This is a genomic window from Actinotalea subterranea, from assembly GCF_008364845.1.
Classification (GTDB): domain Bacteria; phylum Actinomycetota; class Actinomycetes; order Actinomycetales; family Cellulomonadaceae; genus Actinotalea; species Actinotalea subterranea.
Genome location: NZ_VTTP01000004.1, coordinates 160,590 through 183,457, shown reverse-complemented (window position 1 = coordinate 183,457; position 22,868 = coordinate 160,590). Strand labels below are relative to the sequence as shown.

General features: G+C 72.8%; 22 protein-coding genes. 5 read left to right on the top strand and 17 right to left on the bottom strand.

Features of this window, described 5'->3' with window-relative positions; genetic code table 11:
- Positions 1–7 precede the first annotated feature (7 nt).
- Positions 8–250 (top strand): thioredoxin family protein, encoded by a 243-nt coding sequence (locus FZ988_RS09505; RefSeq protein ID WP_149203779.1) that lies wholly within the window; start codon positions 8–10, stop codon positions 248–250.
- Positions 251–322: 72 nt separating this feature from the next.
- Here FZ988_RS09505 and pstB read toward each other — a convergent pair whose 3' ends face one another.
- The 7 genes from pstB to FZ988_RS09470 all read right to left on the bottom strand — a co-directional run bounded on the left by pstB (position 323) and on the right by FZ988_RS09470 (position 7,763).
- Positions 323–1,102: a phosphate ABC transporter ATP-binding protein PstB gene (gene pstB, locus FZ988_RS09500; RefSeq protein ID WP_149203778.1), complete on the bottom strand. Its 780-nt coding sequence runs from the start codon at positions 1,100–1,102 to the stop codon at positions 323–325.
- Between the two features lie 48 nt (positions 1,103–1,150).
- Positions 1,151–2,113, bottom strand: coding sequence for a phosphate ABC transporter permease PstA (gene pstA, locus FZ988_RS09495; RefSeq protein WP_149203777.1), 963 nt, complete (start codon positions 2,111–2,113; stop codon positions 1,151–1,153).
- 1 nt (position 2,114) lies between these two features.
- Positions 2,115–3,161 (bottom strand): phosphate ABC transporter permease subunit PstC, encoded by a 1,047-nt coding sequence (pstC, locus tag FZ988_RS09490; RefSeq protein WP_149203776.1) that lies wholly within the window; start codon positions 3,159–3,161, stop codon positions 2,115–2,117.
- Positions 3,162–3,319: 158 nt separating this feature from the next.
- Positions 3,320–4,432, bottom strand: coding sequence for a phosphate ABC transporter substrate-binding protein PstS (locus FZ988_RS09485; RefSeq protein ID WP_246169374.1), 1,113 nt, complete (start codon positions 4,430–4,432; stop codon positions 3,320–3,322).
- Between the two features lie 140 nt (positions 4,433–4,572).
- Positions 4,573–5,259, bottom strand: a complete 687-nt coding sequence (locus FZ988_RS09480) for a response regulator transcription factor (protein WP_149203775.1) — start codon at positions 5,257–5,259, stop codon at positions 4,573–4,575.
- Positions 5,256–6,404: a sensor histidine kinase gene (locus FZ988_RS09475; RefSeq protein WP_149203923.1), complete on the bottom strand. Its 1,149-nt coding sequence runs from the start codon at positions 6,402–6,404 to the stop codon at positions 5,256–5,258. Before FZ988_RS09475 ends, FZ988_RS09480 begins: the two co-directional genes overlap by 4 nt.
- A 189-nt stretch (positions 6,405–6,593) precedes the next feature.
- A complete protein-coding gene (locus tag FZ988_RS09470) occupies positions 6,594–7,763 on the bottom strand; it encodes a hypothetical protein (protein WP_149203774.1) in 1,170 nt (389 codons plus the stop codon).
- 255 nt (positions 7,764–8,018) lie between these two features.
- Here FZ988_RS09470 and phoU point away from each other — a divergent pair, with 255 nt between their 5' ends.
- Together phoU and FZ988_RS09460 are read left to right on the top strand one after the other, a co-directional pair.
- Positions 8,019–8,672, top strand: a complete 654-nt coding sequence (gene phoU / locus FZ988_RS09465; RefSeq protein ID WP_149203773.1) for a phosphate signaling complex protein PhoU — start codon at positions 8,019–8,021, stop codon at positions 8,670–8,672.
- Positions 8,673–8,750: 78 nt separating this feature from the next.
- Entirely contained in the window at positions 8,751–9,227 is a 477-nt protein-coding gene (locus tag FZ988_RS09460; protein ID WP_149203772.1) for a VOC family protein, read from the top strand.
- Positions 9,228–9,244: 17 nt separating this feature from the next.
- Here the strand turns inward: FZ988_RS09460 and FZ988_RS09455 are convergent, their stop codons facing one another.
- The 8 genes from FZ988_RS09455 to FZ988_RS09420 all read right to left on the bottom strand — a co-directional run bounded on the left by FZ988_RS09455 (position 9,245) and on the right by FZ988_RS09420 (position 19,170).
- Positions 9,245–9,994 (bottom strand): 2,3-bisphosphoglycerate-dependent phosphoglycerate mutase, encoded by a 750-nt coding sequence (locus FZ988_RS09455; protein WP_149203771.1) that lies wholly within the window; start codon positions 9,992–9,994, stop codon positions 9,245–9,247.
- Between the two features lie 102 nt (positions 9,995–10,096).
- Positions 10,097–10,834 carry a phosphoglyceromutase gene (locus FZ988_RS09450; protein ID WP_149203770.1) on the bottom strand — a complete coding sequence of 246 codons (738 nt, stop codon included), beginning with the start codon at positions 10,832–10,834 and terminating at the stop codon, positions 10,097–10,099.
- Positions 10,831–12,186, bottom strand: coding sequence for a D-inositol-3-phosphate glycosyltransferase (gene mshA, locus FZ988_RS09445; RefSeq protein WP_149203769.1), 1,356 nt, complete (start codon positions 12,184–12,186; stop codon positions 10,831–10,833). Before mshA ends, FZ988_RS09450 begins: the two co-directional genes overlap by 4 nt.
- 171 nt (positions 12,187–12,357) lie before the next feature.
- Complete coding sequence (locus FZ988_RS09440) at positions 12,358–13,554, bottom strand: lactonase family protein (protein WP_149203768.1); 1,197 nt, start codon at positions 13,552–13,554, stop codon at positions 12,358–12,360.
- A 109-nt stretch (positions 13,555–13,663) separates the two neighbouring features.
- Positions 13,664–14,836: a multiple monosaccharide ABC transporter permease gene (mmsB, locus tag FZ988_RS09435; protein WP_149203767.1), complete on the bottom strand. Its 1,173-nt coding sequence runs from the start codon at positions 14,834–14,836 to the stop codon at positions 13,664–13,666.
- On the bottom strand, positions 14,833–16,380 hold the full coding sequence (gene mmsA, locus FZ988_RS09430; RefSeq protein WP_149203766.1) for a multiple monosaccharide ABC transporter ATP-binding protein: 1,548 nt from the start codon (positions 16,378–16,380) through the stop codon (positions 14,833–14,835). The genes mmsB and mmsA overlap by 4 nt, the downstream gene beginning before the upstream one ends.
- A gap of 107 nt (positions 16,381–16,487) precedes the next feature.
- Positions 16,488–17,624 (bottom strand): multiple monosaccharide ABC transporter substrate-binding protein, encoded by a 1,137-nt coding sequence (gene chvE, locus FZ988_RS09425; protein WP_149203765.1) that lies wholly within the window; start codon positions 17,622–17,624, stop codon positions 16,488–16,490.
- Between the two features lie 247 nt (positions 17,625–17,871).
- Positions 17,872–19,170, bottom strand: a complete 1,299-nt coding sequence (locus FZ988_RS09420; protein WP_149203764.1) for an ROK family transcriptional regulator — start codon at positions 19,168–19,170, stop codon at positions 17,872–17,874.
- 97 nt (positions 19,171–19,267) lie between these two features.
- Here FZ988_RS09420 and xylA point away from each other — a divergent pair, with 97 nt between their 5' ends.
- The gene (xylA, locus tag FZ988_RS09415; protein ID WP_149203763.1) at positions 19,268–20,455 is read left to right on the top strand and encodes a xylose isomerase; all 1,188 of its coding nucleotides are present in this window, start codon (positions 19,268–19,270) and stop codon (positions 20,453–20,455) included.
- A 70-nt stretch (positions 20,456–20,525) separates the two neighbouring features.
- A complete protein-coding gene (gene xylB / locus FZ988_RS09410; protein ID WP_149203762.1) occupies positions 20,526–22,004 on the top strand; it encodes a xylulokinase in 1,479 nt (492 codons plus the stop codon).
- A 160-nt stretch (positions 22,005–22,164) separates the two neighbouring features.
- Here the strand turns inward: xylB and FZ988_RS09405 are convergent, their stop codons facing one another.
- Both FZ988_RS09405 and FZ988_RS09400 read right to left on the bottom strand, forming a co-directional pair.
- Positions 22,165–22,497 (bottom strand): histone-like nucleoid-structuring protein Lsr2, encoded by a 333-nt coding sequence (locus FZ988_RS09405; protein WP_149203761.1) that lies wholly within the window; start codon positions 22,495–22,497, stop codon positions 22,165–22,167.
- Between the two features lie 98 nt (positions 22,498–22,595).
- Positions 22,596–22,850: a hypothetical protein gene (locus FZ988_RS09400; RefSeq protein ID WP_149203760.1), complete on the bottom strand. Its 255-nt coding sequence runs from the start codon at positions 22,848–22,850 to the stop codon at positions 22,596–22,598.
- Positions 22,851–22,868: the final 18 nt, after the last annotated feature.

The following is a 22,868-nucleotide window of genomic DNA, read 5'->3' as shown; positions in this document are numbered from 1 at the left end:
AGCTGTCATGATCATCAAGGTGCTGGGGCCCGGGTGCGCCAACTGCGTGAACCTCGAGCGCGTCACGCGCGAGGCGCTCGAGCAGCTCGGCGTCGAGGCGACCGTCGAGAAGGTCACCGACTTCCCGACCATCGTCGGCTACGGCGTCATGAGCACGCCCGGACTCGTCGTCGACGAGCAGCTCGTCCTGTCGGGGCGGGTCCCGACGGCGGCGCACGTCCGCGAGATCCTCGAGCCGCTCGTCCGCTGACCGAGCCGACCGAGCCGTCCTGGGACGGTCCCACGGTGTGCGGCGCCGCTCGGGCGCCGCACACCCGAGGCGTCACCCGAAGCGGCCGGAGATGTAGTCCTCCGTCGACTTCTCCGTCGGCGTCGAGAACATCGTGCGCGTGTCATCCATCTCGATCAGCCGGCCGGGCTGACCCGTGCCGCCGATGTTGAAGAACGCCGTGCGGTCGCTCACGCGCGCCGCCTGCTGCATGTTGTGCGTGACGATCACGATCGTGTAGTCGTCCTTGAGCTCCGCGATGAGGTCCTCGATCGCGAGCGTCGAGATCGGGTCGAGCGCCGACGCGGGCTCGTCCATGAGCAGGACCTGGGGCTTCACCGCGATGGCGCGTGCGATGCACAGGCGCTGCTGCTGACCGCCCGACAGCGAGGAGCCGGGCCGGTCGAGACGGTCCTTCACCTCGTTCCAGAGGTTCGCGCCGACGAGCGACTGCTCGACGACGTCGCGCGCGTCGGACTTGGAGATCCGCCGGTTGTTGAGCCGGATGCCCGCGAGGACGTTCTCCGCGATGGACATCGTCGGGAACGGGTTGGGCCGCTGGAACACCATGCCGACCTGGCGGCGCACCGCGACGGGGTCCACGTCCGACCCGTAGAGGTCCACCCCGTCCATGGTCAGGCTGCCCTCGACGCGCGCGCCGGGGATCACCTCGTGCATCCGGTTCAGCGTCCGCAGGAACGTCGACTTGCCGCACCCGGAAGGTCCGATCAGGGCCGTGACCGAGCGTGGCTCGATGGCCATCGTGACGCCCTCCACGGCGAGGAAGCTGCCGTAGTAGACGTTGAGGTCCTTGATGTCGATCCGTTGTGCCACTGGGGGGTCTCTCTCTCGGAACCGGTCTGGGTCGGGCTCTCGCCCGGCCTAGTGGCCGGTACGGGGGGCGAAGAACTTGCTGATCATGCGGGCCGCGAGGTTGAGCAGCATCACGATGAGGATGAGCGTCAGCGCGGCGGCCCAGGCGCGGTCGATGTTGATCGTCGCGATGCAGTCGGTGGCCCCGTCGGCGCACGGGACGAGGCCCTGCGCGTACTGACGGAACACGTACACCGGGAGGGTCATCATCCGGCCCTCGAAGACGTTCGTGTTGATCGAGTCGATGACCCCGACCGTGACCAGCAGCGGAGCCGTCTCGCCGATGACCCGGGCCACGGCCAGCATCACCCCCGTGACGATCCCGGCGATCGCCGTGCGGACCACGACCTTGAGGATCGCGAGCCACTTGGGCACGCCGAGCGCGTACGCGGCCTCACGGAGCTCGTTGGGAACGAGCCTGAGCATCTCCTCGCAGGAGCGGACGACCACCGGGATCATCAGCACCGACAGGGCGACCGAGCCGACGACGCCGAACCGCACGCCCGGCCCGAGGAACAAGGAGAACAGCGAGTACGCGAAGAGGCCCGCGACGATCGACGGGATGCCCGTCATGACGTCGACGAAGAACGTCACCGCGCGGGCGAGCGGGCCGGTGCCGTACTCCACGAGGTAGATCGCCGTCATGATGCCGATCGGGACGGAGATGAGCGCCGCGACCCCCGTGACCAGGACCGTGCCCAGGATCGCGTGGTAGATGCCGCCCGCGTCCATGCCACCGAAGACGCCGCGCATCGAGACGCTCAGGAAGTACGGGCTCAGGCGTCCGATGCCGTTGCTCAGGACGGTCCAGGACAGCGACAGGAGCGGGATGAGCGCGACGACGAAGGCCAGGGTGACGACGACCGCCATGACGCGGTCGGTCGCCTTGCGTCGGGTGTCGCCGCGCGTCAGCAGCTCACGCGTGGTGGGCCGGTCCGAACGCGGCTCAGCAGACTGCTCGAGGGTGGCCATGTCAGTTCGCTCCCGAGAAGTCCTTGCGCCGGGCGACGACCCAGCGGGCGGCCATGTTGACCGCGAGGGTGATGACGAAGAGCGCGAGGCCCGTGGCGATGAGCGTGCTCACGCCCAGGGGGTTCGCCTCCGGGAACTGGTTCGCGATGTTCGCGGCGATGGTCTGGTGCTGCCCGGCCTGGAGCAGGGCGAGCGAGTAGGTGAGGCCGGGCGACAGGATCATGAGGACGGCCATGGTCTCGCCCAGCGCGCGCCCCAGGCCGAGCATCGAGGCGCTGATCAGACCGGACTGGCCGAAGGGAAGCACGGCCATCCGGATCATCTCCCACCGCGTCGCGCCCAGCGCGAGGGCCGCCTCCTCGTGCAGACGCGGCGTCTGGAGGAAGACCTCCCGCGCGACCGCCGTGATGATCGGCAGGATCATCACGGCCAGGACGATGCCGACCGTCAGGATGACTCGCGGAGGGTTGGCGGCCGGGCCCTCGAACAGCGGGATGAACCCGAGGGTCTCGGACAGCCACGCCCAGGCCGGCTGAAGCCTGGGCGCGAGCCACGCGACACCCCACAGGCCGTACACGACGCTCGGGATCGCGGCCAGCAGGTCGATCAGGTAACCGAGGGCGTTCGCCATGCGACGCGGCGCGTAGTGCGAGATGAACAGCGCGATGCCCGTCGAGACCGGCACGGCCACGGCCAGGGCGATGACCGACGCGAGGACCGTGCCGAAGAGCATCGGCCCGACGAAGCCGAGGAGGGTCGTGCCCTCGGGGAACCACTGGATCCCCTCGGTGAGCTCCTCGGGCGAGGCGGACAGCGCAGGCCAGGCGCGCAGCACGAGGAACACAGCCACTGCCGCCAGCGTCACCAGGATGGTGCTGCCGGCGACGGTCGCCGCCGTGGAGAACGCACGGCCGGCACGGTCCCGGTGAGGGTGGCCGCGGACCGGCGTGCGGGGCCCGTCACCCGGGGCCCCGGACGAGGGTGCCGGGGCGGCGACGGCCGCGGTCTCGGCGGCAGTCGGGCGGGCGAGCTGGGGGCTGTTGCTCACAGGTGCTCCGTGGGGCGGGAGGTGCGTACGGGGTGTGCAGGGCCTGGCGGTCCGGGCAGGCTCACAGGTTCAGACGGTACGGCCACTGCGGGACGTACGGCCGCCGGTGGCCCACCCGAAGGGTCGGGCAGGCCACCGGCGGTCGAGTCACGCGGGTGTCAGGCGATCGCCTCGATCACCGCGAGGGCCTCGGTACGCAGCTCGTCCGAGATCGGCGCGGAGCCTGCCGCCTCAGCGGCGGCCTGCTGCCCCTCCTCGCTGGCGATGTAGGAGTAGAACGCCTTGACGAGCGTCGCGTCCTCGCTGCTCTCGTACTCGGTGCACGCGAGGGAGTAGGACACGAGCACCAGCGGGTAGGCGCCGGGCTCCGTCGTCGTGCGGTCCAGCTCGACCACGAGGCTGGCCTCGGGCCGGCCCTCGGCCCGCGGGGAGGCGTCGACCACGGCGGCCGCGGCCTCGGGCGAGTACGGGACGTACTCGTCGCCGACCTTGATGGCGACCGTGCCGAGCGAGCCGGCCTTCGAGGCGTCCGCGTAGCCGATGGTCCCCTGGCCGTCCGTCACCGTCTGGACGACGCCCGACGTGCCCTGGGCCGACTGACCGCCCGCGACCGGCCAGTCACCGCTGGCCTCGTGGGGCCAGGCCTCGGGGGCCGTCGCCGCGAGGTACTCGGTGAAGTTCTCCGTCGTGCCCGACTCGTCCGAGCGGTTGACGGGCGTGATCGCGAGGTCCGGGAGCGTGACGTCGGGGTTCTCCGCCGCGATCTCGGGGGCGTTCCAGTTGGTGATCTTCTGGTCGAAGATCCCCGCGACGGTGGCGGGCGACATGTTCAGGGAGTCGATCCCGTCGAGGCTGAAGATCACCGCGATCGGCGAGATGTAGAGGGGGAGCTCGGCGACCTCGCCGCTCACGCAGCGGTCAGCCGCCTGGGCGAGCTCGTCGTCCTTGAGCGCGGCGTCCGAGCCGGCGAACTGCGTGCCGCCCTCGAGGAACTGGGTGCGACCGCCGCCCGAGCCGACCGGGTCGTACGCGACCGAGACGTCGGGGTTCTGCGACTGGAAGCCGGCGATCCATGCCTGCATCGCGGACTCCTGCGAGCTCGCGCCCGCACCTTCGAGCTGGCCGGAGAGGGTGGAGGCCTGCTCGGCGTCAGGGGTGCTGCCGGCGGCGTCGTCCTCGACCGCGTTGTCCGAACCGCACGCTGCGAGGGTCAGCGAGAGCGCGCCGATGGCTGCGACCGTCGCCATCCGGCTGTGTCGGTTGAGCTTCACTGTGTTCCGTCCTGTCGATCCGTGTCAGCGCGGACTGCGCCCGACCGAGACAGACGGTAGGAGCCTCGGGTGACCGACCGGCCGAGGGCCGGTGAACGCGAGATGAACAGCGGTGGACGACTCGCGCCGACGCCCGCCGCTCAGTCCGCGTCGGCGAGCTTGTAGCCCAGGCCGCGCACGGTCAGCAGACGTACCGGGTTCGCGGGGTCGCCCTCGATCTTCGCGCGGATGCGCTTCACGTGGACGTCGAGCGTCTTCGTGTCGCCCACGTAGTCCGAGCCCCACACCCGGTCGATGAGCTGACCGCGCGTCAGGACACGGCCGGCGTTGCGCATGAGGAGCTCGAGCAGCTCGAACTCCTTGAGCGGGAACGCCGTCGCGTCGCCCTCGACCTCGACCGTGTGGCGGTCGGGGTCCAGGCGCAGGCCGCCCACCTCGAGCACCTCGTCGTCGACGGGGCCCGCGTCGGACTGCCGCCGGAGCACGGCCCGGATCCGGGCGAGGAGCTCGCGCGAGGAGTACGGCTTGGTCACGTAGTCGTCCGCGCCGATCTCGAGCCCCACGACCTTGTCGATCTCGCTGTCCTTCGCGGTCAGCATGATGACGGGCACGGTGCTGCGCTGCCGCAGCTGGCGGCACACCTCGGTGCCGCTCAGACCCGGGAGCATCAGGTCGAGGAGGACGAGGTCCGCGCCGCCCCTGTCGAACTCCGCGAGCGCCTCCGGCCCGGTCGCGGCGACCGAGACCTCGAAGCCCTCCTTGCGCAGCAGGTAGGACAGCGGGTCGCGGTAGGACTCCTCGTCCTCGACCACGAGGATGCGCGTCATCGACGAACTCCTTCAGAGGGTGCGGCGCTCGGGCCCGCGAGCGGGAGACGGATGGTGAAGGTGGACCCCTGACCCGGCTCGGACCATACCGTGACCTCGCCGCCGTGGTCCGCGGCCACGTGCTTGACGATGCTCAGGCCCAGGCCCGTGCCGCCCGTGTCGCGCGAGCGAGCCGGGTCCACCCGGTAGAAGCGCTCGAACAGGCGGGACTGGGCCTCGGCCGGGATGCCGATGCCCTGGTCGACGACGGCGACCTCGACGAGGCCCTCGTCCACCTTGACGGTGGTGCCGACCGCGATGCGCGTGCCTTCCTCGGAGTACGCCACGGCGTTGTCCAGGAGGTTGCGGACCGCCGTCACGAGCAGGTCGTGGTCGCCCCACACGTGCGCACCCGAGTCACCGCCCGCGTGGATCTCGATGGACTTCGCGCTCGCGCCCGTGCGTGCCCGGTCCACGGCCTCGCCGACGACGGCGTCGAGCGGAACGGCGTGCGCCTTGCCGAGGGGCTCCTCGACCTGGAGCCGGGACAGCTCGATGATCTCCTGGACCAGGCGGGACAGGCGGGTGACCTCGGTCTGGATCCGCGTCGCGAACCTGCGGACGGCCTCCGGGTCGTCGGCCGCCTGCTCGACCGTCTCGGCGAGCAGCGACAGCGCTCCGACGGGCGTCTTGAGCTCGTGGGACACGTTGACCACGAAGTCGCGGCGGATCGCCTCGACGCGACGCGCCTCGGTCCGGTCCTCGGCGAGGAGCAGCAGGTGCCGGATGCCCAGCGGCGCGGCCCGTAGCTGGAGGAGGACGGTCCCTCCGCCGAGCGGTCCACGCGGCAGCTCGAGCTCGGCGTCGCGGATCTCGCCGTCGCGCGCGACGTCCCCCAGCAGGTCGCGCACGGCGTCGTGCACCACCCTGTCGTCACGCACGAGGCCGTACGCGTGGGCCGCGGCACTCGCCCGCAGCACGCGCCCGTCCGTCGTCGTCACGACAGCGGCCGAGCGCAGCACCGCGAGCACGGCCGTCGTGCCGTCGTCGACCTCGGGCTCCGGCGTCGGGGGCCCCGCCTGCTGCTCCCGCTCGCTGAAGCGGAATGCGAGCGCGGCGACGAGCCCGACGGCAAGACCCAGCAGACCCGCGACGAGCGCGGTCATCCCATCGATCACGCGCTCACAGTACGGTCGCTCGACCCCGCCGTGGTGCTCCCGGGCAGGTCACCGGGGATGCCGGGGTGAGAAGTTCACGCGCCGGCGGGGCGCCGTTCACCGGCGCGTCACCAGGTCGCCCACTGTGCCAACAGCGGTCCACCGCGGCCCACGGAGCGACGTCGCGGACCCGTGCGGTCAGCGGCACTGCGTGGACAGGGCGATGAGGTCGTCCGACGGGCGGCCGTACAGGGACTCGCCGCTGCCGTTCGTGTCGTACCCCATGCCGATCGCCCAGGCCGTCGCCCACGTCTCGGGCTCGCCGTTGAACGAGGTGCTGAACATGTCGTAGCACTTCGCCGCGATCGCGTGGCCGACCTCGTGCACCGTGACCGCCCGCCCCGCGGGCTCCGTGCCCCAGCTCGCCGCGATGCTGTCGGAGAGGGCGATCGTCGTGAAGCCGCCGTACGCCGGGTCCCACGTGGCCGTGCCGCCGTGGCTCCCGCCCTGACCGAACCCGTTGACGATCGTCGCCCAGTCGAAGTCGAGCGGCACGCCCCCGGCGATGGACCGCGCGAACGTCTCGACCTCGATGCGGCGCTCGCGCAGCGGTCCGGCCTTCTCGGCCTCCTCGGCCGCGTGCGACTCCTCGACGGCGTGCGCGGCCGAGACGTACGTCGCGACGGCAGCGGCCGCCGCCTCGTCCCAGTCGTCCGCCGCGGGCAGGGTCTCGACCACGTCGAGCAGGCCCAGCCGGGCGAGCTGACCCGTCGAGGGGTTGGCCGCGAGCACCGCCTCGGCGGCGGCGGGCAGACCCGCGGTGAGCGCACCACCGGCTGCACGCGTCGCCTCGACCGCGGCCTGGACCGCCGTGACCTGCTCGGCGTCGGCCTCGGCGGCCTGCTCCAGCTCCGCGCTCCGCGCCCGCAGGGACTCGGCGAGAGCGAGCGCCTCGGCGGCGTCGTCGGGCTTCGACCGGCGCGTGGGCTCGAGCGGCTGCGGGGCCGCGGCCGTCACGACGTCGGTCGCCTGCTGCGCGGCGGTCTGGAGTGCGGTCTTCTCCGCCGCGGGCACGTAGCCGTCCTCGGCGGCCGCGAGCGCGGCCTGCGCCACGGCGAGGTCGGCGTTCGCCGCGTCGACGGCCTCCGCCAGCCGCGCGGACGCGTCCTGCGCCTGCGCCGCCGCTGCCACGACCTCCGTCGCCGCGGCCCGGAACTCCTCCTGCGCGTCCGCGAGGCGGCGCTGGCCCGCGAGGCCCGACAGCCCCAGGGCCACGACGAGCACGAGCACGAGCGCGGCGACGCCTCCCACCAGGAGGTTCCGTCGCCGTCGCGACACCCGCCGCGCCCCCACCGGCTGCTCGTCCATGGCGCAAGTATGGCCGTTGCGACCCGCGCCCGCCCCGCCGTCCGCCCGGCCGTCCGCCCCGCCGTCCAGCGCCACAGGCGACCGCGTGCTCCTCGAGCAAGTACGGTCGTGCCAGGTCCGGCCCACGGCCGGGCGGCGGGTCGACGGTCGTTGGCCCGCCCGTGCGCCGATGTTCACCTGCGGGTGGCTCCGCGTTCACCTGCCCGACCGCCGGCACTGGCACGGTTCTGGCTGCAGCGAACGGAGAGGGATCGGATGCGGGACATCTTCACCGCCGAGCTCACAGCGCTCGGCGAGGACCTGACGGCCATGAGCCGCCTGGTCGAGTCGGCCATCTCCTCGGCCGGGACGGCTCTGCTCACGGCAGACCTCGCCCTCGCCGAGAGCGTCATCGCCGACGACCACACGATCGACGCCATCGAGCGAGACCTGGACGAGCGCTGCGTGCTGCTCATCGCCCAGCAGCAGCCCGTGGCGCGCGACCTGCGCGTGGTCGTCTCCGCCCTGCGGATGAGCTCGTCGCTCGAGCGGATGGGTGACCTCGCGCGGCACGTCGCCGCCGTCGCACGCCTGCGCTACCCGGCCAAGGCGATCCCCGCGGACCTCGAGAGCACGTTCGCGGAGATGCACGCGAGCGCGGTGAGCGTCGCGCAGCGCGTCACGACCGTCCTCGCCTCGCACGACCTCGCACTGGCCGAGGAGATCGAGCGCGACGACGACAAGCTGGACCGCCTCCACGCCGAGACGTTCGGCGCGACGCTCGGCGGCACGCAGTCGCTCACGGCGCAGGAGACCGTCGACGTCACCCTGTGCGCGCGGTACTTCGAGCGTTTCGGTGACCACGGCGTCTCCGTGGCACGGCGCGTCGTGTACCTCGTCACGGGCGACTTCGCCGACGACCGCGGCTGACGGCGACCCTGGGCGGGCCGCGCCGACGCGTGGTCCGGCCCGGGGAATCCGCGCCCGGGCAGCCGGCGTTGCCCCAGCATGACGACTCCTGACGACGACGCCCGGGACACGACACCGGCCGCGGTCCGCGAGCTCCGGCTCGTGGTGACCGCGCAGGACTACGACGCGGCCCTCGCCTTCTACCGGGACGCCCTCGGGCTGCCGGAGCGCGCCGCGTACGCGAGCGAGGACGGCCGCGTGACGATCCTCGAGGCCGGACGCGCGACCCTCGAGATCGCGGACCCCGCGCAGGCCGAGTTCATCGACGACGTCGAGGTGGGGCGCCGCGTCGCGGGTCACGTCCGCGTCGCGTTCGAGGTCCCCGACGCGACCGAGGCGACCGGCCGCCTGGAGGCCGCGGGCGCCGAGGTCCTCGCACGGCCCACGCGCACGCCCTGGCGCTCTCTGAACGCGAGGCTCGAGGGGCCCGCGGGCCTCCAGCTCACGCTCTTCGAGGAGCTCGGCCCGGCGGACGGCACCGAGCCGGGCGCGGCGGACGGCGCCGCGGCCGGCTGAGAGCAGCCGACGACGGCTCAGCGGCCGATGTGCGCCGCGGCCGCGATCGCCTCACGCGCGGCACCGGCGTCCAGGTACACCCCGCCGGGGACCCGAGGCTCGAGCGACACCTCGTCGAGGTCGTAGCGCAGGGGGATGCCGTTGGGCACCTCGAGCGCCGCGATGGCCTCGTCGGAGATCCGGTCGATGTACTTGAGCAGCGCCCGGATCGAGTTGCCGTGCGCCGCGACGAGCACCACCCGACCGGTGCGCAGGTCAGGCACGATCGCGTCCTGCCAGTACGGCAGGGCCCGGGCGACGACGTCACGCAGCGCCTCGGAGAGGATGGTCGGCTCGCCCGTGGGCCGGGCGTGGCCCGCCGCGAGGTCGGTCTGCGCGGCCAGTGCCGGGTCGAGCGCGGGCGGCGCGGTCGCGTACGAGCGACGCCACGCCTGGAACGCGTCGTCCCCGTACTCCTCGCGGACCTGCCGCTTGTCCTTGCCCTGGAGCGCACCGTAGTGGCGTTCGTTGAGCCGCCAGCTGCGCGCGACCGGGATCCAGTGCCGGTCGGCCGCGTCGAGCGCCAGGTTCGCGGTCGTGATGGCGCGGCGCCGCAGCGACGTGTGGACCACGTCGGGCAGCAGACCCGCGTCCGCGAGGAGGTGGCCCGCCCGGCGGGCCTGGTCCAGGCCCAGCTCGGTCAGCGGCACGTCCTGCCAGCCGGTGAACACGCCCTGGGCGTTGCCCTCGCTCTGGCCGTGCCGCAGCAGCACGAGCGTCAACGTCATCGCAGCTCTCCTCGGTCGGGCGGAGGACCGGTGGGCCGGGTGAGGCACGACGGCCCGCCGCCGTGGGGGGCGACGGGCCGTCGTACGGTCGAGCGGTGGTGCCTACCGGCCCTGGTTCGCGACAGCCTTGATCGCCTCGGCGGCGGCGTCGGGGTCGAGGTACGTGCCACCCTTGGTGACGGGCTTGAAGTTCTCGTCCAGCTCGTAGAGCAGCGGGATGCCCGTGGGGATGTTGAGCCCGGCGATCGACTCGTCGTCGATGTCGTCGAGGTACTTGACGATCGCGCGCAGCGAGTTGCCGTGCGCGGCGACGAGGACGGTCTTGCCCTCCTGGAGGTCCGGCACGATGTCGCTGGTCCAGTACGGCAGGGCGCGCTCGAGGACGTCCTTGAGGCACTCGGCGAGGACGGGCTCGATCCCGGCGTAGCGCGGGTCCGTGTCCTGCGAGAACTCCGAGCCGAGCGCGATGTCCGGCGGCGGGACGTCGTAGGAGCGGCGCCACAGCATGAACTGCTCCTCGCCGAACTCGGCGAGCGTCTGCTTCTTGTCCTTGCCCTGGAGCGCACCGTAGTGACGCTCGTTGAGGCGCCAGCTGCGCTTGACCGGGATCCAGTGGCGGTCGGCCGCGTCGAGCGCCAGGTTCGCCGTGGTGATGGCGCGGCGCAGGAGGGAGGTGTGCACGACGTCGGGCAGCACGCCCGCGTCCGTCAGGAGGGTCCCGCCACGCGTGGCCTCGGCCACGCCCTTCTCGGAGAGCGCGACGTCGACCCAGCCGGTGAACAGGTTCTTCGCGTTCCACTCGCTCTCGCCGTGGCGGAGCAGCACAAGGGTGTAGGTCATGCCTGCCATCCTGCCGCATCGGCGCGCGGCAGGCTGCGGGACCTCGGGCCCGTGGGCACGTCCCGCGAGCGTGAGCGCTCGTCGGCGAGGCGGCCCGCCGCGAGGTCGTAGACCTTGAGCATGGAGGCGGCCGCGGCGTCCCAGCCGAGGCGCCGGCCGTTGCGGGCGGCACCCGCGCCGAGGCTCGCGCGGCGCGCGGGGTCGGCGAGCAGGTCGCCGAGCACGCGGGCCCACCGGTGGGGGTCGTGCCCGCGGACGAGCTGACCGGAGACGCCGTCGGCCACGACCGTGCGCAGGCCGCCGACGCCCGCCGCGACGACCGGTGTCCCGCAGGCCTGGGCCTCGGCCGCGACCAGGCCGAACGACTCGCTGCGCGAGGGCACGGCCACGACGTCGGCCGCCCGGAACCAGCGCGCGAGGAGGCCACGCTCGACGGGCGGGTGGACGTGGACCCGGTCGGCGACCCCGAGGCGGGCGGCGAGCGCGTGCAGCTCGTCCAGGCCGTGGCGCGCCCCGCTCGGCCCGCCGAGGAGGACGAGCCGCGGGACGGGCCGGCCCCGCTCGCCGAGCTCCGCGAGCGCCCGGACCAGGACGTCGGGCGCCTTGAGCGGCTGGATGCGACCCGCGAAGAGCACGAGCGGCTCGTCGGCCGCCAGACCGAGCTCGGTCCGCGCCGTCGCCTGCGCGGACGCCAGGCCCGCGGGTCCCAGGTCGGTCGTGCCCGGGTGGAAGAGGTCGAGGTCGACGCCGGGTGCCACCACGTGCACGGCCGCGGGGTCCGCGTCGTACAGGTCGACCAGGTCGGACGCCTCCTCGGCCGTGCTCGCGACGAGCGCGTGCGCGGCGGCGACGACCTGCTCCTCACCGATGACCCGGCCCGCGGGCTCCGGCGCGTCGCCGGGCGCGAGGGCCGCGTTCTTGACCTTGGCGAGGGTGTGCATCGTGTGGACGAGCGGGACGTCCCACCGGTCGGCCGCGAGCCAGCCGACGTGCCCGGACAGCCAGTAGTGCGAGTGCACGACGTCGTAGGACCGCGGTGCGCGCGCCGCCTCGGTGCGCAGGACACCCGCGGTGAAGGCGCACAGCTGACCCGGCAGCTCCGTCTTGTCCAGGCCCTCGTACGGCCCGGCCGGCACGTGGTGGACGACGACGCCGTCGCTCACGGGCACGATCTCGGCGAGCTCCGACGAGGTGGCGCGCGTGAAGATCTCGACCTCGGCGCCGCGTGCCGCGAGGGCCTGCGCGAGGCCGGTCACGTAGACGTTCATGCCACCGGCGTCACCGACACCCGGCTGGTCCAGCGGCGACGTGTGCACGGAGAGCATGGCCACGCGCGTCCCCTCGCGGGTCATCGCGTCCCTCCCGGTGCCTCGACGGATGCTGGCGGCGCCCGGGCGTGCGTCCGGGCACTCCCAGTATCCGTCGGCACGGCGCACAGGCGCGTCCGACGTACGGCCCGCGGACGCGCGCACCGCGGGGCCGCGCCCCGCAGTGTGCGCAGGATCACCCCGGCGGGTGTCCGGTCAGCGCGCCTCGAGGACGCACGCCGGGAACGGCACGTCGAGCGCGCCGTCCCCGGCCTGGCCGCCGTGGGGCGCCGCGGTCAGGCCCGCGTGGTCGTGCGCGAGGGACGTGAGCCGGCCGCCGTTCTGCACGGCGACGACGAGCCAGGTGCGTGGGCCGGTGCCGACTGTGCCCGCACCGGCGTGGGCACCGACCGCGCCCGCACCGGCGAGCGGCTCGCCCCCGACGTCGACGGCCGCGACGTGGCGTGGCCAGGCGCCGCCCACGGAGACGTCCCGCACGTGCGCGAGGCGCCGACCGCCGTCGTGCAGCACGTGCTCCGCCACGACGTCCGCCCCGCGGACGGTCACGAGCAGCCGGTCGCCGACGACCACCGGGTGCGCGGGGTACTGGTGGGTGCCGCTGACGACCGGGCTGTGGCACGCCGGGACGGTCGCGAGCTCGGTCGCGGTCCCCGTCGCCGCGTCCCAGGCGAGCACGTGCAGGGTCGCGGTGAGCTCACCGACCACGTAGAGGTGGTCTCCGGGCCCGACCGCGAGGTGCCGGGGGCCCGTGCCGGGCGCGAAGCGGCAAGCGACGCCGTCGGCGGCGAGGAGGCCGTCGTCCAGGACGCGGTACCTGCGCAGCTCGTCCGCGCCGAGGTCGGCGACGAGCACGTGCCGCCCGCCGGGCGCGAGGAGCGCGAAGTGCGCGTGCGGTCCCTCCTGGCGGTCGGCGCGCGGGCCCGACCCGGCTCCGTCGAGCACCTGGACAGGCCCGCCGGCCCGCTCGACCTCGTGGGAGAACGCGCCGTCGGCCGCGAGGGGGAGCACGGCGAGGGAGCCCGACCCGTAGTTGCTCACGTACAGGGTGCGGCCGTCCGGTGCGACGACGACGTGGCAGGGCGAGTCGCCCCCGCTGCCGACACGCCCGCGCAGCGCGAGCCCGCCGTCGGGCAGCACGTCGAACGCCGTGACGGTGCCGGGCACCGTCTCCCCCACCGCGTAGAGCGTCGCACCGTCGGGGCTCAGGGCGAGGAACGACGGCGCGGGCGACCCGGTGACCAGGTGCCCGGCGAGCGCCCCGGTGGCCGGGTCGAGCAGCACGCGCCAGATGCCCTCGCCGCGGTCGGGCTCGCCCTCCGGCCCGTCGGGCGGGTAGGTGCCCACCCACAGGGCGCGCGGTCGGCGGTGCGGTCCGTCTGCCGGTGGAGTCACCCTCGAAGCCTACGGTCGCGGACCTGCGCGACGCCCGCGGTCGCCGGGTGGGGACAGCACGAGGGGCCGGGACGACTGCGACGCGTCCCGGCCCCTCGCACGTGCGACGTCAGGCGGACGGCGCCCGACGCTTGTTGAGCAGGTCGAACGCGACCGCGAGCAGGAGCACGAGGCCCTTGATGGCCTGCTGCCACGCGGCGTCCACGCTCATGATCGACAGGCCCATGTTGAGCACGCCCATGATGAGCGCACCGACCATGGCGCCCGACACCTTGCCGATGCCGCCGGTCACGGCCGTGCCGCCGATGAAGCACGCGGCGATCGCGTCGAGCTCGTAGTTCTGGCCCGCCGCCGCGATGGCCGCACCCGCCCGGGACGTCGTCACGACGCCCGCGATGCCCGCCAGGACGCCCATGTTCACGAAGATCCAGAAGTTGACCTTGCGTGTGTTCACGCCCGAGAGGATCGCGGCGTGCAGGTTGCCACCGATCGCGTAGACGTGGCGGCCGAAGACCGTCTTGCCCATGACGAACGTGTAGACGATCACGAGCACGCCGACGATCACCAGGACGATCGGCGTACCGCCCGCGCTGCCCGCGAGGATCCAGGTGAGGAACCCGATGAGCGCGGAGAAGAGCACGAGCTTGCCGATGAAGGCCCCGAACGGGTCGACCTTGAGCTCGTGCTTGACGAGGTCGCGACGCGCCCGGATCTGGGTCACCGCGAGGGCCGCGATCGTCGCGGCGCCCAGGAGCAGCGTCACGATGTCACGGTTCGCGAGGTAGCCGAGCCCGTTGGGCACGTAGCCGTTGGAGATCTGCACGAACGGCGCCGGCAGGCCCGCGATCGTCACGCCCACGAGCACGATGGCGAGACCCCGGAAGATCAGCATGCCCGCGAGGGTCACGATGAAGGCGGGGATGCCGACGTAGGCGACCCAGAAGCCCTGCCACGCCCCCACGAGGGCGCCGAGCAGCAGGCCGATCCCGACGGCGACCAGCCACGGGAGCCCCGCGTCGCTCATCGCGAGCGCCGAGACGCCGCCGACGAACGCGACGACGGACCCGACGGACAGGTCGATGTGGCCCGCGACGATCACCATGACCATGCCGATCGCGAGGATCATCACGTAGGCGTTCTGGCCGACGAGGCTCGCGACGTTGTTCGGCAGGAGGAGCTTGCTGTCCGTCAGGACCTGGAAGAGGATCACGATCACGACGAGCGCGGCCATGATCCCGTACTGCCGGACGTCACCGCCCAGGCTGCGCTTCAAGCTGGTCATCGGGACACTTCCTTCTCCATGGTCATGTAGCGCATGAGGGACTCCTGGGTGGCCTCGGCTCGGGGGACCTCGCCGGTGATGCGGCCCTGGCTCAGCGCGTAGATGCGGTCGCAGACGCCCAGGAGCTCGGGGAGCTCGGAGGAGATGACGATGACGGCTTTGCCGGCCTCCGCCAGGGCGTTGATGATGGTGTAGATCTCGTACTTCGCACCGACGTCGATGCCGCGCGTCGGCTCGTCGAGGATGAGGACGTCCGGATCCGCGAAGATCCACTTGCTCAGGACGACCTTCTGCTGGTTGCCACCCGAGAGCGTCCCGGTGATGACGTCCACCGACGGCGCCTTGATGTTGAGGTCGGCGCGGTACTTGCCGGCCACCTTGGTCTCACCGCTCGCGTCCATGACGCCCCACTGCGAGACCTTGCCGAGGGCCGACGCGGAGATGTTGCGCTTGATGTCGTCGATGAGGTTGAGGCCGAACCTCTTGCGGTCCTCGGTCGCGTACGCGATGCCGGCACGGATGGCCTGGCCGACGGAGTGGAGCGTGAGCTCCTTGCCGTCCTTGATCAGACGACCCGTGATGTGGCTCCCGTACGACCTGCCGAACACGCTCATCGCGAGCTCGGTGCGCCCGGCGCCCATGAGACCCGCGAGGCCCACGACCTCGCCCCGGTGGACGTTGAGCGACGCGTTGTCCACGACGACGCGGTCCTGCTGGAGCGGGTGGTGCACCGTCCAGTCCTCGATCCGCAGCGCCTCCTCGCCGATGACGGCGTGACGTTCCGGGAAGCGGTGGTCGAGCGAACGCCCGACCATGCCCCGGATGATGCGCTCCTCGCTCACGGGCTCGTCGCCGCGCATGTCGAGCGTCTCGATCGTGCGGCCGTCCCGGATCACCGTCGTGGAGTCCGCGATGGACGCGATCTCGTTGAGCTTGTGGCTGATGATGATGCAGGTGATGCCCTGGCCACGCAGGCTGCGGATCAGGTCGAGCAGGTGGGCGCTGTCCTCGTCGTTGAGCGCCGCGGTGGGCTCGTCGAGGATGAGGAGCTTGACCCGCTTGGAGAGCGCCTTGGCGATCTCGACGAGCTGCTGCTTGCCGACGCCGATGTCCACGATCTTGGTGTCCGCGTGCTCGTCGAGGCCGACCCTGGCCAGCAGCTGCGCGGCCTCGACGTTGGTCTTGGTCCAGTCGATGACGCCGCGGGTCTGACGCTCGTTGCCGAGGAAGATGTTCTCGGCGATCGACAGGAAGGGGCTCAGCGCGAGCTCCTGGTGGATGATGACGATCCCGCGCTCCTCGCTGTCGCGGATCGTCCGGAAGTTGCAGGGCTCGCCCTCGAAGAGGATCTCCCCCTCGTAGCTCCCGTGCGGGTAGACCCCGGACAGCACGTTCATCAGGGTCGACTTGCCTGCGCCGTTCTCGCCGCAGATCGCGTGCACCACGCCGCGCTCGACCTCGAGCGTCACGTCCTGGAGCGCCTTGACGCCCGGGAAGGTCTTGGTGATGTTCCGCATCTCGAGGATGGTGCTCTGGCTCGACATGTCAGCTCACAGTCTCTTGGGGACGGGGACCGTCGGCGGTTCGCCGCAGGGCGTGGCCTGCCCGGTGCGTGCGCACCGGGCAGGCCACGTGCGGGCCGCTGGACGGCTCAGAGGCCGAGCTGGTCGGCGGTGAAGTAGCCGGACTCGACGAGGTACTGCTCGATCGTGTCCGGGGTGACGACCTGCGGCGGGAGCAGGTAGGTCGGGACGACCTTGTTCCCGTTGTCGTAGGTCTCGGTGTCGTTGACGTCGACGTCGGCGCCCGTGACGACCTGGTCGACCATCGTGGCGACCTGCTGCGCGAGGGTGCGCGTGTCCTTCCAGACCGTCATCGACTGCTTGCCGGCGATCATGTTCTTCACGTTGGCCTCGTCGGCGTCCTGACCGGTGAGGATCGGGTAGCCGTCGCCGGGTGCGTAGCCCGCGCTCTCGAGGGCCTGGGCGATGCCCAGCGCGAGCGAGTCGTTGGGCGACAGGACGACGTCGACCTTGTCACCGCCGCTGTAGAACGAGTTGAGACGGTTCTCCATCTCGGCCTGCGCGTCGTCGGAGCCCCAGCCGAGGATGCCGATCGAGGCCCAGTCGTCGTTGCTCGCCGGCGCCTTGCCCGACGGCGTCACGAGCTGCCCGGACTCCACGTAGGGGAGCAGGACGTCCCACGCGCCGCTGAAGAAGAACTTCGCGTTGTTGTCGTCCGGGGAGCCGGCGAAGGGCTCGAGGTTGAACGGGCCCGCGCCGTCGGCGAGACCGAGCTGCTCCTCGATGAACTTCCCCTGCTCCTGGCCGACCTGGTAGTTGTCGAACGTCGCGTAGTAGTCGACGTTGTCCGTGTCGTTGATCAGGCGGTCGTACGCGATGACCTTGATGTCCTTGCTGGCCGCGTCCTCGAGCACCGGGCCGAGCGCGGTGCCGTCGATCGAGGCGATGACCAGGACCTCGGCACCAGAGTTGATCATGTTCTGCAGCTGCGTGATCTGCTGGTCGACCTTGTTGTCCGCGTACTGCAGGCTCGTCTCGTAGCCCGCGTCCTGAAGCAGGGTCTCGAGGTTCGACCCGTCCTTGTTCCACCGCTCGAGGCTGCGCGTCGGCATGGCGATGCCGATGAGGCCGCCACCCTCCTCGCCCGCCGCCGCGGTCTCCTCGTCGGCAGGGGTCTCGGTCCGCTCGGCGCTGCACGCCCCGAGCCCGAGGAGGAGCGCCGTGCCCGCGATCGCGGCAAGCGCCCTGGTCTTTCGTGTCGACATCGTTGTCACCCTTCGGTCCGGTTCTCCGCCGGTCAGTCCGGCGCGCCGCGCCTGCCGTCGCCGCCACCGTCACCCCTCCTCGGGTCACGGCGGCGCTGCGCGACGGCGTTTTGTTGTCTGGCTGAACTTATTGCGGCTGGCTTAACATATTGAACGCAACGCGTTCCATGCAAGGGGCTGGTGCGCCTGGGCGGGTCACGATCCGGTTACGGATCGTGGGCGCCGAGCGGCGGCGGCGAGCGGCCGGTCAGGACCGACGGGCGGGCGGCGCGCCGGCGACGAGGGGCATCGCGGACTCGTCGCCCGCCCACCCGGCCGGGTCGTCGACGAGGCTCTCGAGCACCGAGATCGCGCCGCCGGTCATCGCGGGGTACTGCCCGGCACGCGCCACGCTCAGCTCGACGCTCGACCAGGGGGCCGACAGCACCCGGCGACGCAGCTGCTCCGTGACCGCGTCACGGACATGCTCGGCGAGCTCGGCGTAGATGCCGCCGAGCACCACGTGCTCGACGTCCACCACGTTCACGACGTTCGCGAGGGCCGCACCCAGGGCCGCTCCCGCGACGTCGAGCGCGGCGAGCGCGGCGGCGTCCCCCGCGGCGACGGCCGCGAGCAGCGCGGCCAGGGGCGCGGTCCTCGGCAGACCCGCGCGGGCCAGGATCGCGTCCTGGCCGGCGTAGCTCTCGAGCGTCCCGCCCTCCCCGAAGGCGCCCGCGGTGCCCAGGACGGTGTGGCCGATCTCACCGCTCCAGCCGTGCCGGCCGGCGAAGATCTGCCCGTCGAGCACGATCGCGCCACCGACGCCCACCTCACCCGAGACGTACACGAAGCTCGAGGGGCCGGTCAGCCGGCGTGCGTGCGCCTCGGCGCGTGCGGCGAGGTTCGCCTCGTTGGCGAGCCGCGGGGGCAGGCCCGCCAGCACGGGGTGCGCCGAGAGCATCCCGACGACGTCGACGTCGCGCCACCCCAGGTTGGGGGCGAGCCGCAGGGGGCCGGTGTCGCTGTCGACCAGGCCGGGGATCGCGAGCGCGAGCCCGACGAGCGCGACGCCGTCGGCCGAGAGGAGCGCGACGGCGGAGCCCGCGAGCTGCGCGAGGCGGTCGAGGACCACGACGGGGTCGCTCCCCCGGAAGTCGCCCAGCTCCACGCGCTCGGTCACCACGCGGCCCGCGAGGTCCATGGCGCGCACCCCGAGGTAGTCGACGTTGACCTCCATGCCCACGGCGGCGACCGTGCCGCGCGCCGGGACCAGCGGGACGGCGGGCCGGCCGGCCCGCTGGGCGGCCACGGGCTCGAGCTCGGTCACGAGACCCGCCGCGATGAGCCTGTCGACCAGGGCCGAGACCGTCGCCCGCGTCAGGCCCGTGGCGGCGGCGATGTCGGCGCGCGACACGGGCTCGGGGGCGTCCATCACGTGGCGCAGGGCCAGGCCGAGGTTGTGGTGGCGCAGGCTCTGCTGGCGCGCGGCGCGCGCTCCCCCGGCCGGTCCGGCGCTGCGGTGGGGACGCAGCGGGGCCGACCCCCCGGCACGCTGCACCTGCGTCATGCCTTGACCCTATCGGGCATCGCGGATAAGTTCAGCCATACAACAAATGGCTGGCCGCCGGGCCTGCCCGAATCGTTCTCACCGAGGAGAAGCCAGCATGGTGCGCAAGCCCACCCCCGAGGACAAGTTCTCGTTCGGCCTCTGGACCGTCGGCTGGGAGGCGCGTGACCAGTTCGGTGACGCGACCCGCCCGTGGACCGACCCCGTCGAGTCCGTCCACCGTCTCGCCGAGCTCGGCGCGTCGTTCGTGACGTTCCACGACGACGACGTCGTGCCGTTCGGCTCCGACGCCGCCGAGCGCGACCGCATCCTCGCCCGCTTCCGCGGTGCGCTCGAGGAGACCGGCATCCAGGTCGAGATGGTCACGACCAACACGTTCTCGCACCCGATCTTCAAGGACGGCGCGTTCACCTCGAACGACCGCCGCGTGCGCCGCTACGGCCTGCGCAAGATCATCCGCAACGTGGACCTCGCAGCCGAGCTGGGCGCCAAGACGTTCGTCATGTGGGGCGGCCGCGAGGGCGCCGAGTACGACGCCGCCAAGGACCTCTACGCCGCGCACGCCCGGTACGCGGAGGGCATCGACACGGTCGCCGGCTACATCAAGGAGAAGGGCTACGACCTGCGCATCGCGCTCGAGCCCAAGCCCAACGAGCCCCGTGGCGACATCCTCCTGCCCACGATCGGCCACGCGCTCGGCCTCATCGCCAAGCTCGAGAACGGCGACATCGTCGGCCTCAACCCCGAGGTGGGCCACGAGCAGATGGCCGGCCTCAACTACACGACGGGCCTGGCCCAGGCGCTGTGGGCGGACAAGCTCTTCCACATCGACCTCAACGGCCAGCGCTCCATCAAGTACGACCAGGACCTCGTCTTCGGCCACGGCGACCTCTTCTCGGCGTTCGCCACCGTCGACCTCCTGGTCAACGGCTTCCCGAGCGGCGGCCCCCGCTACGACGGCCCGGTCCACTTCGACTACAAGCCGTCGCGCACCGAGAACATGCAGGGCGTGTGGGACTCGGCCGCCGCCAACATGGCGACGTACATCCTGCTGGCCGACCGCGCGCGGGCCTTCCGCGCCGACCCGGAGGTGCAGGAGGCGCTCGAGGCGTCGGGCGTCTTCGACCTGGCTCAGCCGACCCTCGGCGAGGGCGAGACGCTCCAGGACCTCCTGGCGGACCGCAGCGCCTACGAGGAGCTCGACGTCGAGGAGGTCGCCGCGCGCGGCTTCCACTTCGTCCGGCTCAACCAGCTCGCCCTCGAGCACGCGCTCGGCGCGCGCTGACCCTCACACCCACCTGGCCCCGGGCGGCAGCACGCCGCCCGGGGCCCGCCCGTCTCCCCAAGGAGGAGCGATGACGCTCGTCGCCGGCGTGGACTCGTCCACCCAGTCCTGCAAGGTCGTGGTGCGCGACGCCGACACCGGTGCACTCGTGCGCACCGGCCGTGCGAGCCACCCCGACGGCACCGAGGTCGACCCCCGCCACTGGTGGGACGCCCTGCAGTCCGCGGTCGCGGACGCCGGAGGTCTCGACGACGTCGCGGCCCTGGCCGTGGGAGGCCAGCAGCACGGCATGGTGGCCCTCGACGCGGACGGGGCCGTCGTCCGCGACGCGCTCCTGTGGAACGACACACGCTCCGCCCAGGCCGCGCTCGACCTCGTCGAGGAGCTCGGGGCCGGGTCGACCCCGGGCACCACGGGCGCGCGCGCGTGGGCCGAGGCGACGGGCTCCGTGCCCGTGGCCTCCTTCACGGTCACCAAGCTGCGCTGGCTGCGCGACGCCGAGCCCGCCAACGCGGCCCGGGTCGCGGCCGTCGCCCTGCCGCACGACTGGCTGACGTGGCGCCTCGCGGGCCACGGCCCCGGCGCGGGCGCGGCCCTCGACCAGCTCACCACCGACCGCTCCGACGCGAGCGGTACCGGCTACTGGTCGCCCTTCACCGACGACTACCGGCGCGACCTCCTCGTGCTCGGCCTCGGCCACGACGCGGTCCTGCCGCGCGTCGTGCACCCCTGGGACGCCGCGCACGTCGTCGAGCGCCCCGGCGCAGCACCCCTGCTCCTCGGGGCGGGTGCGGGCGACAACGCCGCTGCCGCCCTCGGGCTGGGCATGCGCCCCGGCGACGTCGCGATCTCGATCGGAACCTCCGGCGTCGTCTCCGCCGTGTCCGCCGCACCGACCGCTGACGCCTCGGGCCTGGTCACGGGGTTCGCCGACGCCACCGGCGCCTTCCTGCCGCTCGCGTGCACGCTCAACGCCTCGCGGGTCCTCGACGCCGCGGCGCGCATGCTCGGCGTCGACCACGCCGGGCTGAGCGCCCTCGCCCTGTCCGCACCGGCGGGCGCGGACGGCCTCGTCCTCGTCCCGTACCTCGAGGGCGAGCGGACGCCCAACAAGCCTGACGCGACGGGCGCCCTGCACGGCATGCGGCTCGCCAACACGACGCCCGCGCACCTCGCCCGGGCCGCGGTCGAGGGCATGCTCTGCGCCCTCGCCGACGGCCTGGACGCGCTGCGGGCGCAGGGCGTGCCCGTCGAGCGCGTCCAGCTCATCGGCGGCGGTGCGCAGTCCGAGGCCGTCCGCCGCATCGCCCCCGCGGTCCTCGGCCTGGACGTCACGGTGCCCGAGCCCGGCGAGTACGTGGCCGACGGCGCCGCACGGCAGGCCGCGTGGGTCCTCGCCGCGCAGCGGGCCGTCGGCGGGGGCACCGGTGCGCCCGTGCCCGCCCCCGCGTGGGCGGCGTCCACGGCGCAGGTCTTCACGGCCGACGCCGCGCCGCAGGTCCGCGAGCAGTACGCGGCGGTCCGCGAGCTCACGGCCCGCCGGCCCTGACGGGTGCGGGGGCGGCGCGGGTGTGCCGGCGGCGGGTCAGCCGCCGCCGGCTCCGCGTCCGCCGGACCGCTGTCCGTGGCGCGCCGGCCTCACGTACCCGGACGCGCGAGAGCCCGCCTGCTCGGAGCAGGCGGGCTCTCGTCGCGGCGTGCCGGGTGCGTCAGCGGGCGTCGTACGCGGCCTTGACCTCGGCCGGGATGCGGCCCCGCTCGTTGACCGTGTAGCCGTTGGCCCGGGCCCAGTCGCGGATCTCGGCGCTCTGCCCCCCGGAGGCGCGCGTGGAGCCGCCGGTGGACCGGCGTGCGGTGCGTGTACGGCCGCCGACCCGACGCGCGTGGCCTACCCACGAGGCGAACGCGTCACGGAGCGCGGCCGCGTTGCCGGTGCTGAGGTCGATCTCGTAGGAGACGCCGTCGAGCGCGAAGGTGACGGTCTCGTCAGCCTTGCCGCCATCGATGTCGTCGACGAGGACGACCTGAACCTTCTGTGCCATCGAGTTCTTCTTTCCGCAGTTCCAGGGGTGACCGGGACCCGTGCACAATACCGCCGCTCACCACTCCTCGCGCGCTTTGTTCCGCGAACAGAGGAAAATCAGCTCGACGAGCTGTGACGATCAACAGACGCGTCGTTCCGCGATTCCGCATCGACACCGCCGTCAGCGGGCTGCGCGGAGACCGCCGTCGGCTCGCTCGCGTTCCCGCGCGCCGCCTCCTGCGCGTCGAGGCGCGCCATGGCGAGCCTTTCGCGTCGGTCGGCGCCGATGATCGAGCGCATCGCGAGCCAGAAGAGGAATGCGACCCCGGCGGACGGCAGGAGCGCGCCGAGGACCTGGAGGACGGGGTTCACGTCCTGATCCTACGTCGG